Source organism: Methylobacterium sp. J-090 (genome assembly GCF_022829345.1).
GTDB lineage: Bacteria > Pseudomonadota > Alphaproteobacteria > Rhizobiales > Beijerinckiaceae > Methylobacterium.
The window spans coordinates 14,860-27,283 of the sequence record NZ_JAKSXV010000104.1; the positions used below are offsets into that span (position 1 = coordinate 14,860).

At 66.7% G+C, this 12,424-nt stretch carries 14 protein-coding genes and 2 pseudogenes; 12 read left to right on the forward strand and 4 right to left on the reverse strand.

Features of this window, described 5'->3' with window-relative positions; genetic code table 11:
• Positions 1-298: 298 nt before the first annotated feature.
• From MKK49_RS21265 to MKK49_RS21295, 7 genes and pseudogenes are all read left to right on the forward strand, one after another.
• Positions 299-1,381: pseudogene (locus tag MKK49_RS21265) on the forward strand (GGDEF domain-containing protein); the annotation flags it as partial.
• Positions 1,382-1,446: 65 nt separating this feature from the next.
• Positions 1,447-2,615, forward strand: a protein-coding gene (locus MKK49_RS21270) for an IS3 family transposase (protein WP_244031880.1) whose coding sequence is annotated in 2 segments (ribosomal slippage) — positions 1,447-1,711 and positions 1,711-2,615 — 1,170 coding nt in all. Because the reading frame shifts where the segments join, the coding sequence is not laid out codon by codon here.
• Positions 2,616-2,662: 47 nt separating this feature from the next.
• Positions 2,663-3,045 (forward strand): annotated as a pseudogene (locus tag MKK49_RS21275) (hypothetical protein).
• A 13-nt stretch (positions 3,046-3,058) separates the two neighbouring features.
• On the forward strand, positions 3,059-3,568 hold the full coding sequence (locus MKK49_RS21280) for an RNA polymerase sigma factor (protein ID WP_244031881.1): 510 nt from the start codon (positions 3,059-3,061) through the stop codon (positions 3,566-3,568).
• On the forward strand, positions 3,565-4,374 hold the full coding sequence (locus MKK49_RS21285; RefSeq protein WP_244031883.1) for an anti-sigma factor family protein: 810 nt from the start codon (positions 3,565-3,567) through the stop codon (positions 4,372-4,374). Before MKK49_RS21280 ends, MKK49_RS21285 begins: the two co-directional genes overlap by 4 nt.
• Entirely contained in the window at positions 4,371-5,261 is an 891-nt protein-coding gene (locus MKK49_RS21290) for a LysR family transcriptional regulator (RefSeq protein ID WP_244031884.1), read from the forward strand. Before MKK49_RS21285 ends, MKK49_RS21290 begins: the two co-directional genes overlap by 4 nt.
• Positions 5,258-5,629 carry a YidH family protein gene (locus MKK49_RS21295; RefSeq protein ID WP_244031885.1) on the forward strand — a complete coding sequence of 124 codons (372 nt, stop codon included), beginning with the start codon at positions 5,258-5,260 and terminating at the stop codon, positions 5,627-5,629. Before MKK49_RS21290 ends, MKK49_RS21295 begins: the two co-directional genes overlap by 4 nt.
• A gap of 3 nt (positions 5,630-5,632) precedes the next feature.
• On the opposite strand, the gene MKK49_RS21300 is transcribed toward MKK49_RS21295, so the two are convergent.
• The gene (locus MKK49_RS21300) at positions 5,633-6,718 is read right to left on the reverse strand and encodes a molybdopterin-dependent oxidoreductase (RefSeq protein ID WP_244031886.1); all 1,086 of its coding nucleotides are present in this window, start codon (positions 6,716-6,718) and stop codon (positions 5,633-5,635) included.
• A 78-nt stretch (positions 6,719-6,796) separates the two neighbouring features.
• Positions 6,797-7,168: a beta-propeller fold lactonase family protein gene (locus MKK49_RS21305; protein WP_279595692.1), complete on the reverse strand. Its 372-nt coding sequence runs from the start codon at positions 7,166-7,168 to the stop codon at positions 6,797-6,799.
• A gap of 29 nt (positions 7,169-7,197) precedes the next feature.
• Between MKK49_RS21305 and MKK49_RS21310 the strand changes: the two genes are divergently transcribed.
• Complete coding sequence (locus MKK49_RS21310) at positions 7,198-7,782, forward strand: LysR substrate-binding domain-containing protein (RefSeq protein WP_244031887.1); 585 nt, start codon at positions 7,198-7,200, stop codon at positions 7,780-7,782.
• A 51-nt stretch (positions 7,783-7,833) separates the two neighbouring features.
• Here the strand turns inward: MKK49_RS21310 and MKK49_RS21315 are convergent, their stop codons facing one another.
• Positions 7,834-8,484 carry a TetR/AcrR family transcriptional regulator gene (locus tag MKK49_RS21315; RefSeq protein WP_244031888.1) on the reverse strand — a complete coding sequence of 217 codons (651 nt, stop codon included), beginning with the start codon at positions 8,482-8,484 and terminating at the stop codon, positions 7,834-7,836.
• A 139-nt stretch (positions 8,485-8,623) separates the two neighbouring features.
• On the opposite strand from MKK49_RS21315, the gene MKK49_RS21320 reads away from it, so the two are divergent.
• The 3 genes from MKK49_RS21320 (at position 8,624) to MKK49_RS21330 (ending at position 10,789) form a co-directional block, all read left to right on the forward strand.
• Positions 8,624-9,022, forward strand: a complete 399-nt coding sequence (locus MKK49_RS21320; protein WP_244031889.1) for a RidA family protein — start codon at positions 8,624-8,626, stop codon at positions 9,020-9,022.
• Between the two features lie 185 nt (positions 9,023-9,207).
• The gene (bla, locus tag MKK49_RS21325; RefSeq protein ID WP_279595694.1) at positions 9,208-10,113 is read left to right on the forward strand and encodes a class A beta-lactamase; all 906 of its coding nucleotides are present in this window, start codon (positions 9,208-9,210) and stop codon (positions 10,111-10,113) included.
• A 61-nt stretch (positions 10,114-10,174) separates the two neighbouring features.
• On the forward strand, positions 10,175-10,789 hold the full coding sequence (locus tag MKK49_RS21330) for an LpxA family transferase (RefSeq protein ID WP_244031891.1): 615 nt from the start codon (positions 10,175-10,177) through the stop codon (positions 10,787-10,789).
• Positions 10,790-10,923: 134 nt separating this feature from the next.
• On the opposite strand, the gene MKK49_RS21335 is transcribed toward MKK49_RS21330, so the two are convergent.
• Positions 10,924-11,370, reverse strand: a complete 447-nt coding sequence (locus tag MKK49_RS21335; RefSeq protein ID WP_244031892.1) for a winged helix-turn-helix transcriptional regulator — start codon at positions 11,368-11,370, stop codon at positions 10,924-10,926.
• A gap of 109 nt (positions 11,371-11,479) precedes the next feature.
• On the opposite strand from MKK49_RS21335, the gene MKK49_RS21340 reads away from it, so the two are divergent.
• Positions 11,480-12,244 (forward strand): SDR family oxidoreductase, encoded by a 765-nt coding sequence (locus MKK49_RS21340; RefSeq protein WP_244031893.1) that lies wholly within the window; start codon positions 11,480-11,482, stop codon positions 12,242-12,244.
• Positions 12,245-12,424: the final 180 nt, after the last annotated feature.

The following is a 12,424-nucleotide window of genomic DNA, read 5'->3' on the forward strand; positions in this document are numbered from 1 at the left end:
AGACGGTAGGTTTGACCCCTTGGAGACCCTCGGAAGCTCTGCTTCGCGGCAGCTTGATGGAGGCGGAAATACCCCCATTTCGATTATTTAGCTGACCGCTTTTGGCCTCCCTCTAAAGGAGTACGGCGCCCAGCCTGAGCAGGCGTGTCTCCAATGACAAGATGGCCAGGCAAGACCTCTTTCAAACACAATGCGTTAGGTATGATCTCGTCAGCGATGCCCTATAGGGCTCAGTCGAGCAAGCTGTTAGGTTTTGTCATAGAAAAAGGGGCAACGACGAAGCCTGGAACCCCGACCAGTGGTCTTACCGCAGCGCAAAGCGCATCAATTTCAATCGGCCCGCACCTGGATCGGGCTCGGCGTTATGGCGCCTCTCGGGATGCTGATCATTTCCGGGCTCATGCTGCTCGACCTGCGTCGCGATGCCTGGGACAAGGCCGAGCAGACGTCGCGGAACCTGCTTCAGGTCATCGAGCGCGATATTGCCCGCAACATGGAAATGTTCGACCTCTCGCTACGGGCCGCCGTCGAGAACCTCCACGCGCCTGGCATCAGAACTCTTGATTCTTCCATACGCCATCTCGTCCTGTTCGACCGTGCCGCCACCGCCCGGGACATGGGCTCGATGCTTGTTATGGACGAGCGCGGCGACGTCACTGAGGATATCAGCGCTGCCTCACCGCGCAGGAAAAACTTCGCAGACCGAGAATACTTTCGGACTCATTTGGAACACGCCGACCTTGGCCTCTTCGTCGGTAAGCCCATCATCTCGCGCCTGACAGGGGAGCCCATGCTGCCGTTCAGCCGGCGCATTTCCAAACCCGACGGGTCGTTCGGTGGGGTGGCGTTCGGTAGCCTGAAGCTCATCTACTTCTCGCACCTGTTCGATCAGATCGGCCTCGGGCGCGACGGCGCCATCAACCTCTACCTGCGCGACGGGACGCGCGTCATGCGCTATCCCTTCGAGGCGACCGACATCGGCGTGAACATCGCCGACGACCCGACCTTCCGGCGCTTCCTTGCTGCGCGTAGCGGCGCGTTCGTCGGCACCTCGGTTCGTGACGGGGTCGAGCGCCACTACGCCTTCACCCAGGTCGGCGACTTGCCGCTCGTGCTCAACGTCGCCCTGGCGACGGGGGATATCGAGGCACAGTGGCGGGCCAAGGCCCTCGTCATCGGCGCCATAGTCCTGGCCCTGTGCGGGCTGACCATGGGCCTGTCGCTGCTGTTCGGGCGCGAGCTAAACCGGCGGGCGGCGATGCAGACCGAACTCGCCCATCTATCGTACACGGACGCCCTCACCGGGTTGCCGAACCGCCGCCGGTTCGACGAGGTCTTCCAGAGGATTTGGAAGAGTGCGCGCCGCACGGGCCGGCCCCTGTGGCCTGCCCCCTGAAAAGTGGTCCTCCCTGAGGTATGGCTTTGAGCCATGTGGAGGATGTTGTCATGGGACGGAAGAAGCAAACGGCTGAAGAGATTGTTGCCAAGCTGCGTCAGGTTGATGTCTTGGTCTCGCAGGGCCGTAAGGTTGCCGAAGCAATCCGGTCCATCGAGGTGACGGAAGTCACGTATTATCGCTGGCGTTCCGAGTACGGCGGTCTGAAGGGTGACCAGGTCAAGCGGCTGAAGTCCCTGGAGACAGAGAACCAGCGCCTTCGTCGAGCGATCTCCGACCTGACCTTGGAGAAGCTGATTCTGAAGGAGGCGGCCTCGGGAAACTTCTGAGCCCGGCTCGCCGCCGGGCCTGTGTCGACTTCGTCGTTGCCGAGCATGGCGTGTCCGAACGCTTCGCTTGCCGTGTCCTGGGCCAACATCGTTCGACCCAGCGCAAGGTCGCTGTCCTGGCCGAGGACGAGGCCGCTTTGACGGGCGCCATCGTCGCCCTGGCTCTGCAGTATGGACGCTACGGCTATCGTCGGATCACGGCCCTGCTCCGGCGTGACGGCTGGACGGTGAACGTGAAGCGGGTCGAGCGCATCTGGCGCCGTGAGGGGCTCAAGGTTCCCGCTCGCCAGCCCAAGCGATCGCGCCTCTGGCTCAACGACGGCTCGTGCCTTCGCTTACGACCCGAGCGTCCCGATCACGTCTGGTCGTACGACTTCGTCGAGCACCGCACGCACAACGGGCGCAAGTACCGGATGCTGAACGTCATCGATGAGTTCACCCGCGAGTGCCTGGCCATCCGCGTATCGCGCAAGCTCAAGGCGCTGGACGTGATCGACGTACTCTCGGACCTGTTCAGTCTGCGCGGAGTGCCAAGGCACATCCGCTCGGACAACGGGCCGGAGTTCATCGCCAAGGCCGTTCAGGACTGGATCGCGGCGGTGGGATCGACGACCGCCTACATCGAGCCGGGCAGTCCGTGGGAGAACGGTTACTGCGAGAGCTTCAACGCGAAGCTGCGCGACGAACTCCTCAACGGCGAGGTGTTCTACACCCTCAAGGAAGCCAGCGTCGTGATCGAGCAATGGCGGAAGCACTACAACGGCATCCGGCCGCACTCGTCGCTCGGCTACCAGCCGCCTGCGCCAGAGGTCCTCATCTGGCCAACCGAACCGAGCGGATCAGTGCCGTCCGCTCGCCCTGCCATCGTCACGCGACCGACGATGCACTAACTTCGAACATGGGCCACCGAACGGGGGCAGGCCAGGAGACCTCACTCATGCGCACCATGCTGATCCGCGCCGCCTTTGGGCCTTCGCCTTCTCCGCCGTCGCCGCCCAGGCCGCTGCGCCTGCGATGACGGCCGAGACTGCCAAGGGGCCGGCGCTCGTCGATTCCAAGAGCATGACCCTCTACACCTTCGACAAGGACATGGGCGGCAAGTCGATGTGCAACGGCCCCTGCGCCGCCAACTGGCCGGCACTGATGGCCGCCTCCGGCTCGGCTGCTAGTGGCGACTGGACGATGGTGACGCGGGACGACGGCACGATGCAGTGGGCCTACAAGGGCAAGCCGCTCTACACCTTCGCCAAGGATACGAAGCCCGGCGACGTCACAGGTGACGGTTTCCTCAACGGTGCATGGCACATCGCCAAGCCCTGATCGGTAAAGCCTCGTGGACGAGATCGCCGCCCTCATCGAACCGCAGATCCCAGCGTTGCGGCGCTACGCAGTCGCACTGTTGCGGGACCGCGAGGCGGCGGATGACCTCGTCCAGGACACCTTGGAGCGGGCGTTGTCCGCCTGGTCCGGACGTCGCCGCGACGGCGACCTGCGAGCCTGGCTGTTCACGATCGAGCGCAACCTGTTCCTCGGCACTGTTCGACGCCGGGGCCGGCGCGGCATCGATGTCGGCGCTGAGGCTTTGGAGCAGGTGCCCGATCCGGGTGCCGACCCCGAGGCCGCTATGGGGGCACGCGACGTGCTCGCCGGGCTCGACGCCCTGCCCGAGGAGCAGCGCTCGGTGCTGCTGCTCGTCGCGGTGGAGGATCTGTCCTATGCCGAAGCCGCGCAAGTGCTCGGAGTGCCGCTCGGCACGGTGATGTCGCGGTTGAGCCGGGCGCGGACGCGGATGCGAAGTTTTCTGGACACGGGCCGGACCGGCCTCTTGAGGAGGGTGAAATGAGCGGGGATCCGCGCCCGGTCGGCGAGGACGACCTGCACGGCCTGATCGACGGTCGTCTCGAACCGGAGCGGCAGGCGCTGGTCGAGGCATGGCTCAGGAGAAACCCCGCGCGGGCGGCGGAGGTCTCGGCGGATCGCGCCCTACGCGAGCGTTTGCGTGCCCGCCTCGCGCCGATCGCCGAGGAGGCGATTCCGGCGCGGCTCCGGGTGGCCAATATCCGCTCGCGACATCGCCCGATAACCGGGCGCTGGCTTCCGGTCGCGGCGGCTGCCGTGCTCTGCGTCGCGGTCGGCGGTGCCGCCGGCTGGTTCGGCCATGCCGTGCGGCAGGTACCCACGGTCACGCTCGCGCGAACCGAGCCGGCGACCGACGACGCAGTGGCGGCCTTCCGCACCTACGTGGTCGAGGCGGTGCATCCGGTGGAGGTGCGCGCCGACGAGAAGCCCCACCTCGTGACGTGGCTCTCGAAGCGCCTCGGCCGGGCGGTGACCACCCCCGACCTCACGGCCTACGGCTTCCGCCTGATGGGCGGCCGGCTGCTGCCGGCGGGTTCCGAAGCCGCCGCGATGCTGATGTACGATGACGATCACGGCACCCGGCTGACGCTCTACAGCCGCGTGGGCGATGCGGATGGCCGCACGGTGTTCCGCTTCGCCCGCGAGGGCGATGTCGCTGCCTTCTCCTGGGTCGATGGCGGGATGTCCTACGTCGTCACGGGTCGCACCGACGAGGCGCGGCTGTTGAACGTCGCGCAGGCGGTTGACGCGCAAATCCGTGGATTGCCGGTTCCGCCGCGGCAACCATGACCCTCGACCAACTCCGCATCTTCGTGGCGGTGGCCGAGCGGCAGCACGTGACCCGAGCCGCCGAGGCGCTGAACCTCGTCCAGTCGGCGGTCAGCACGGCGATCGCCAATATCGAGGGACGAAACGCGACGAAGCTGTTCCACCGGGTCGGCCGCGGGATCGAGCTGACCGAGGCGGGACGCGTGTTCCTCGTCGAGGCCCGCGCCGTGCTCGCCCGGGCCGAGGCCGCCGAACTGGTGCTCGCCGACCTCAGTGGCATGCGACGCGGGACGCTGGCCCTCTATGCCAGCCAGACCATCGCCAGCGACTGGCTGCCGCGCCACCTCGTCGCCTTCCGCCGGGCCTACCCTGAGATCGCCATCCGGTTGGCGGTGGGCAACACCACCGACGCCGCCGACGCGGTGCGCGCGGGCACAACCGAACTCGGCTTTGTCGAGGGGGCGCTGGACGACCCGACGCTCGCGAGCACGACCATCGCGCGGGACCAGCTTGTCCTCGTGGTCGCCCCTGGCCATGCCTTCGCCGGGGCGACCGACCTCGAACCCGACGATCTCGCCGGGGTCGATTGGGTGCTGCGCGAGGCGGGATCGGGAACCCGCTCGGCCTTCGAGGCGGTGCTCACGGAGGCAGGTCTGGCCGTGGCCCGGCTCCGGGTCACGCTCGAACTGCCCTCGAACGAGGCGGTGCGCGCCGCCGTCGAGGCCGGAGGCGGGGCCGCCGTGTTGTCCGAGACCGTGGTCGCCGCCGCGCTTCGGGCCGGAACCCTGGTGCGGGCGGCGTTCGACTTACCGAGCCGGCCGTTCCGGGTGCTGCGCCACAAGGAGCGCTACTGCAGCCGGGCCGCCGACGCGCTGCTTCACCTGATTGCGGCAGCGAATGCCGGATGAGCGAGCCCGCGAAACCCGTGCCCCCCGACGATCCCCGGGTGAGGCTCGCCGAGGATCGGACGGTTCTGGCGGCCGAACGCACCTTCGTGGCGTGGCTTCGCACCGGGCTCGCGTTCCTCGGCGTCGGCCTCGCCGCGCAGCGCTTCCTGCGGGAGGTGCTGGCGGTCTGGCCGCTGAAGGTATTGTCGCTGACGCTGATCGGCTGCGCGCTCGCCTCATTCGCCGGCGCCGTGTGGCGGGACCGGGCGATCCGGGCACGGCTCGCCCATTCCGAGATCCCGATGATGCCGCGCCTCCTCACCGTCGGGATTGCGGCCCTGCTGATCGCGATATCCGGCCTCGCGGCCACCGCCCTGCTCTGGGCGTGAGGGTCAGGCGACCGTCACACGCACCCGGTGCCAGGCGGCGCTGAGGTAGCCCTTGTAGTTCCAGGTGTCGTCGGGCGCGGCCGGCTGCGTCTGGCCGGCGGAATCCCAGGCCCGCACCGCGAGTTCATGTTCGCCAGCGGTCAGCTCGCGCTCGATCTCCCAGAACGTCCAGGCGTAGGGCGCGTCGGCATCGCGGTCGATCCGGGCCTGTGCCCAGCTGCGGCCGCCATCCGTCGAGACGTCGACGCGGGCGACCGCGCGGTCGCTGGCGATGGCGTAGCCGCGGATCGCGTGCCGGCCGGCCTTCAACGCCGCGCCGCGGGCGGGCTCACAGATCGCGCTGTTCAACGGCATCGCCTCGATGGTGATGCCGTGGTCCGGGTCGGCGGTCTCGGCCGTCACGTCGGGCGGAAACAGCTTGTAGTCATCGGCCTGCATCGGGTTGTCGGAGGGCCGGTCCTGCACCGTGATCCGGGCGAGCCATTTCGGGCTGCGGATGCCGGCAAATCCCGGCACCACCACGCGCAACGGATGGCCGTGCTCGGGGGCGAGAGGCTCGCCGTTCATCGCGAAGGCAAGCAGCGTCTCGGGCGCCAGCGCCTTGGCGAGCGGGATCGAGGCGCCGAAGCGCGTGTCCGTGTCCGCGATCCGGTCGTGGCTCTCGAAGGCGACGTGGCGCTCATCATCCGCATCGATGCCGGCCGCGCGCAGCACGTCGGCGAGCCGCACGCCGGTCCATTCCGCATTACCGATGGCACCGGGCGCCCACGGGTCGCCGGAGACCGGCGCCACGGCCAGCATGTCGGCCCGGCGGTTGCCAGCGCATTGCATCACCGCCGTGACGGTGACGGGCGCGAAGCGTTCCTTGAGATCGGCGAGGGAGAGGTCGAGGGGCGTCGCGACCATCCCGTCGACGGTCAGGCGGTAGCCGTCGGCGTCGAGGTCCGGGATGTCGCCGTGGCTGCGGACGTAGAAGTCGGCTTGATCAGTCAGGAAGGCGGCCCGCAGGCGATCGAGCGGCGGCTCGGCGTTGTAGGGCGCCTTTCCGTGGACGATGAGGCGGTCCTTGCGCTGGAACAGGCCGAGCATGGGGTCTTTGTCCTGCGTTCGCGACGTGTCGAGATCGAGAACGCGCCGGGCGCCGAAAGGCACCCGGCGCGCGACGCTTCACGGCTTCATCGTCGAAACCACCGCGTTCTTCGCGCGGTCGACCACGGCCACGCTGAGGTCGCGGTTAAGGACGTACGCGTGGGCGTTATCGGCCGAGAACGCGATCGCCTGGCGCGGCTCGTTCAGCCCGGTCACCGTGGCGACGACCTTGAGGCTGCCGGTGTCGATCACCGAGAGCGAGTTGTCCTTGAGATTGCCCGAATAGACGAAGCGCCCGTCCGGGGTCAGCGCGGCCCCATAGGGGTCCTTGCCCACCGCGACTTCAGAGGTGACCTTGCGGGCGGCGACATCGACCACACTGACGGTGTTGCGGCCGCTGTTGGCGGAAAACAGCGTCTTGCCGTCCTTAGTGATCGAGATGGCGCGCAGCTTGTCGAATGGTCGACATCCGGCCGCCGTTGCTCGACCGGTTCCTTCGGGCCAATCCCGAGGTCAGGGTCGAACTCGTCGTCGAGGACCGGCTCGTCGACATCGCCGCGGTGGGTTGCGATGCTGGGATCCGCTATGGCGAGCACTTGGCGCAGGACATGATCGCGGTGCCGATCGGACCACCGTCCCAGAGGGTCGCGGCCGCCGCCGCCCCGGCCTACCTCGATCCCCGAGACACGCCACGCCACCCGAACGACCTCCTGCTGCACGACTGCATAAGGTTGCGCTTCTCCAGCGGGACGCTCGTCGCATGGGCGTTCGAGAAGGACGGCGTGGCGATAACCGTCGATCCACCGGGTCGCCTCATCATCGGCGTCGACGCTGCCTCAGCGGCCATCGATCTGGCCTGCCGGGGCTGCGGCATCATTGTGACGTTCGAGAATTGGCTGCAACCGTTCCTGGGCACGGGCGTGCTCCGGCCGGTCCTGTCGGACTGGTGGCCCGAGTTCGAGGGGCCGCAGCTCTACTTCTCGAACAGGTTCATGCCTGCACCGCTCCGCGCCTTCGTAAACCTCGTCAAGGACGAGACCGCGCGTCCGACCATCGTTCCCTGACCGGATCGCCCACGGTCTTCACTTGTGACGACGGCAACGGAGACGAGTTCGTTACGGTCGCTTCGGACGGCGGTTCTTGGACGACATCGGATTAGCATCCCCTTGAGCCGGTTCAGCTCGAAGCAACCCGGCGGCGAGTAGCCTGAAGGCATCGACGACCTTCGTGAGGTTGACCTGCGGCTCCTCCGCCGCGGCGATCCAGAGCGCAGCGCTCAGCGATGCGCCGTTGAGCAGCCGCGCCGCCGCCGCCGCGTCGACGGGACGGATGGTTCCCCCGTCGACGAGGGACTGGATACGACGCGTCGTCTCGTGGAGGCAGGCGTTCTGGCTCGGCCACTGCGAGGGGTCGCCTAGGACGGCTGGTCCGTCCAGGAGCATGATGCGTTGGATCTCCGGCTCCAGGGCCATCTCGATGTAGGCGGCATACTCGTCGAGTAGCCCTGCCCATGCCGATCCGGCCCGTTCGCCGACGGTGCGGAGCCGGTCCGCCATCTCCGCGTCGATCTGGTCGATCACCGCGTGGAGCAGTCCCTTCTTGTCGCCGAAGTTGTGATAGAGCGCCCCGCGCGTCAGGCCGACCTCGGCCGTGAGGTCGTCCATCGACGCGGCGGCGTAACCCTTGGTCGCGAACGCCTTGCGGGCGGCCTGCACCAGCTTGGCCCGCGTCTCCTCCATCGTCTTTGCACGCCGTCCCGTCGCCACCGCCCGACTCCCTTACGCATACCCAACGTATGTGGATTGACATACGAGGCGTATGCAAGTTACATGTGACATACGCAGCGTATATCACCGTTCGTGGTTAAGGCACGAAGGGACGTTCGGCGAACCGAGGAGTTGCGAGATGACGAAACGAGACGCGGTCTTCCCGGACGGGCGGCAGGCACTCTACGAGATCAACCGCTACTCGGCGGCGATCCGTTCGGGCGACCTTCTCTTCGTCTCGGGCCAAGTCGGCAGCCGCGAGGACGGGTCGCCCGAGCCGGACTTCGCCCAACAGGTGCGGCGGGCCTTCGACAACCTGGACGCCGTCCTGAAGGCCGCCGGATGCACGTTCGACGACGTAGTGGATGTCACGACCTTCCACACCGACCCAGCCAACCAGTTCGAGACGGTGTCCGCCATCCGTCAGGACATCATCGGCGCGGCGCCGTATCCGAACTGGACCGCCGTCGGCGTGACTTGGCTGGCCGGCTTCGACTTCGAGATCAAGGTGATCGCGCGCATCCCGTCCGTTGGGTGAGCGGGCGGCTCGGTGGCATCGACCAGCCGCCCAACGGCGTGCGCCGTTCGACCGTGGATGATCGAATCGTGAACGTCCACGCCATCGACCCGCCTGTAGGTCGGCGCGACAAGTCCGGCCCGGTGGCGCCCGGACATCTCCTCGCAGGACGCGAGCGCGGTCTCGCCGCCAGCATGGGAGGAACGATGCAGCCCCTGATTTATCGCCTTTCCCGCCGGAAACTCCTGCTCGCGAGCCTGGGGGCGCCATTCGTCTTGCGGCCCGGGAACGCCGGTGCGAACGCAACGGACACCTTGCGCGAGATAGAGCACCGCATCGGCGGTCGCCTCGGCGTCTCCGTAGGGGCGTCGAAAGGATCGCCTTTAGTGGGCCATCGCGCCGGCGAGCGCTTTCCGATGTGCAGCACCTTCAAGGTGCTGGCGGCGGCGGCCCTGTTGGCGAAGGTCGATGCCGGAACGGAGAGCCTGGATCGAACGCTAACCTATGGCGAGGGAGACCTCCTTAAGTACGCTCCCGTCACCCGTAAGGCGCTTGAGGCGGCCGGCGGCACGGGCAGGATCTCGGTCGCGGATGCCTGTGCGGCGGCCGTGGAATGGAGCGACAACACCGCGGCTAACCTCATGCTGAACGCCTTGGGCGGGCCGTCGGCACTGACCACCTGGCTGCGTGGCATTGGTGATCCGACGACCCGGCTCGACCGGACCGAGCCGGATCTGAACACCGCTATTCCGGACGATCCGCGCGATACGACGACGCCGGAAGCGATGCGCGCCACGCTGGAGCGTATCCTCGTCGGCACCGTCCTGTCGCCAGCCACGCGTACCCATCTGGACGGCTGGATGGTCGCCGGCCGGACCGGGTTCAAGCGCCTGCGCGCCGGCCTTCCGCCGGACTGGACGGTCGGCGACAAGACCGGCAGCGGCGACAACGGCACCTACAACGACGTGGCGATCCTGCGCCCCCCTGGGCAGGCGCCGATCCTCGCCGCGGTCTACCTCACCGGTAGCACGGCGCCCGTAACGGACGTGGATGCCGCTTATGCCGAGATCGGACGGATGATTGCCGAGGCCGTCCGCGCGCCTCGCGAATAGGGGTATTCAAACCGGCAGGCCACTCCCGCCGGCCTCCCGATACAATTTGGAGACGAGGCGAATGGGTATCCTGGAAGCGCACGTCGCACGGTTCGAAGGCTCGCCGTTCGCATCGTTCGCGAGCCGTGAGGCGTGGGGCCTGGTGGAACGGCTTCGGGAGATCGTTCACGGGTTGCTGGACGGTCTGGGCTCGGACTTCCGCATCGAGGACGGCATCGCGGTCCATCGAACGGCGACTGTGGAGGATGGCGCGTCCTTGAAAGCCCCCGTCATCGTTGGACCGCGCTGCCTCGTCGCCCAGGGAAGCTTGATTCGGGGCGGATGCTGGGTCGACGAGGATTGCATCGTGGGACCTGGCTCGGAATTGAAGACCACGATCGTATTCCGGGGATCGAAACTGGCGCATTTCAACTTCGTCGGCGACAGCCTCCTTGGGGAGGACGTCAACTTGGAGGCGGGCGCAATCATCGCCAACCACCGCAACGAACGCGAAGAGAAATCGATCGTGATCCAGCACGGCGGCAGGGCGATCGAGACCGGAACCACGAAGTTCGGGGCTTTGGTGGGTGACGGCACGCGGATCGGCGCGAACGCGGTCGTCGCCCCGGGGGCCATCCTTGCACCGCGAACGATCGTGGAGCGGTTGGCCTTGATCGATCAGCGCCCGCCAGCCTGAAGGAAGTCGCGTTCGGGGATCGTGGTCGGGCCACGTCGTCATGCAGCTCTTGGCACCGAAAGTCGATCAAGTCGTTATGCCGGGTCGCGTTACGCAACCGGGCATCACGGATCTGGGGATACCCGCAGCGTCAGTCAGCATGCCGCCGGTTCGCCCGCCGAAGCTTTCGCGAAGGCTCGCCGTGCGTCCTCGACCGCGTCGAGGTTCTTCTCGGCCCAGATCCAGACGCCGCAGAACGCGGAGCCGAGGCTCCGTCCAAGATCGGTGAGCCGGTACTCGACCTTCGGTGGGACGACGGGATGGACGGTGCGGATCACCAAACCATCCCGCTCCATCTGCCGTAACGTCTGCGTCAGCATCTTCTGGCTGATGCTTCCGATTAGCCGTGCGATCTGGGTGAAGCGCAGAGTGCCCTTCTCTTCGAGAAGTTCGAGGACCAGCATCGTCCATTTGTCGGCAACACGACCGATCAGGTCGTGAACGAGCGCCTCGACCCGGGGATCCGTATCACCTGCAATTGGCTCGGAATCGTGGGTCGAAGCGATCGGCGCCGGATCAACTTTGGGCACGGCCGTCGTCATCCGACACTCTCCTTCTGGTGAGTATAAATCTTTTGGGTGCCTTCTGTCGCAAGGAGAGTAGTGGGGGCATCTTCCGGAGGCAATGACGATTCGACGCGAGGGCGTTCCCATGAAGACTACCGGAAACACTATTCTCATCACCGGGGGCGCGTCCGGCATCGGACGCGAACTGGCCGAGCGTTTCAATGCTCAGGGCAACAGGGTGATCATCGCCGGACGGAGCCGCGAGCGCCTCGACGCGGTTACGTCGGCGAACGCGGGCATCCTCGGTTATGTGCTCGATGTCGGAAACAAGGATGCGGTCGCGGCGTTCGCGACGAGGGTGGTCGCCGAGCACCCGGACATCAACGTCCTCGTCAACAATGCAGGGATCATGGTGGCCGAGGACGTGGCGCGCGCCCGGGACCTTTCCGACGCAGAGGCGACCATCGCGACCAATCTGCTCGGTCCGATCCGCCTGACGAATGCGCTGATTGACCATCTTTCGACCAAGTCGGACGCGGCAATCGTCAACGTCTCGTCCGGCCTAGCCTTTGTACCCCTGGTGGCGACGCCGACGTACTGTGCGACGAAGGCGGCAATCCACTCCTACACCGTCAGCCTTCGGGAGGCCCTCAGGGGACGGGTCGAGGTCATCGAGCTCGTGCCGCCAGCGGTGCAGACTGAACTCACGCCCGGCCAGTCGACGCGTGACGGCTACATGCCGCTGGATACGTTCATGGCGGAAGTTATGAGGTTGTTTGCTCGGCTACCGACGCCGCCGGAGATCCTCGTGGAGCGGGTTGGCTTCCTGCGTCATGCGGAGGCGGAGGGGCGGTTCGAGGAGGCTTTGACGGCCTTGAACGATCTCGCCCGAAGGCAGGCCCCCAAATAGCCTCTGCGGCTGGACCTCCGCTACTCGCGGCCTTTCGCCAATGCCCCACTGGATGGGTTTGTGGCCGTAGGCAAACTGAATACCGAGGGACGTCCGCTACAAGCTATCGAACGCCCGGAAGCGGACTGGCGGCAAACCACCCAACAGGGTCGTAGAGCGGACGGACAGGTCTCGACCCAA

Coding starts and splice junctions, on each gene's coding strand:
- MKK49_RS21285 (WP_244031883.1), top strand. CDS start 3,565: ATGAGCGGGGATCCGCGCCCGGTCGGCGAGGACGACCTGCACGGCCTG.
- MKK49_RS21290 (WP_244031884.1), top strand. CDS start 4,371: ATGACCCTCGACCAACTCCGCATCTTCGTGGCGGTGGCCGAGCGGCAG.
- MKK49_RS21295 (WP_244031885.1), top strand. CDS start 5,258: ATGAGCGAGCCCGCGAAACCCGTGCCCCCCGACGATCCCCGGGTGAGG.
- MKK49_RS21300 (WP_244031886.1), bottom strand. CDS start 6,718: ATGCTCGGCCTGTTCCAGCGCAAGGACCGCCTCATCGTCCACGGAAAG.
- MKK49_RS21320 (WP_244031889.1), top strand. CDS start 8,624: ATGACGAAACGAGACGCGGTCTTCCCGGACGGGCGGCAGGCACTCTAC.
- bla (WP_279595694.1), top strand. CDS start 9,208: ATGCAGCCCCTGATTTATCGCCTTTCCCGCCGGAAACTCCTGCTCGCG.
- MKK49_RS21330 (WP_244031891.1), top strand. CDS start 10,175: ATGGGTATCCTGGAAGCGCACGTCGCACGGTTCGAAGGCTCGCCGTTC.
- MKK49_RS21335 (WP_244031892.1), bottom strand. CDS start 11,370: ATGACGACGGCCGTGCCCAAAGTTGATCCGGCGCCGATCGCTTCGACC.
- MKK49_RS21340 (WP_244031893.1), top strand. CDS start 11,480: ATGAAGACTACCGGAAACACTATTCTCATCACCGGGGGCGCGTCCGGC.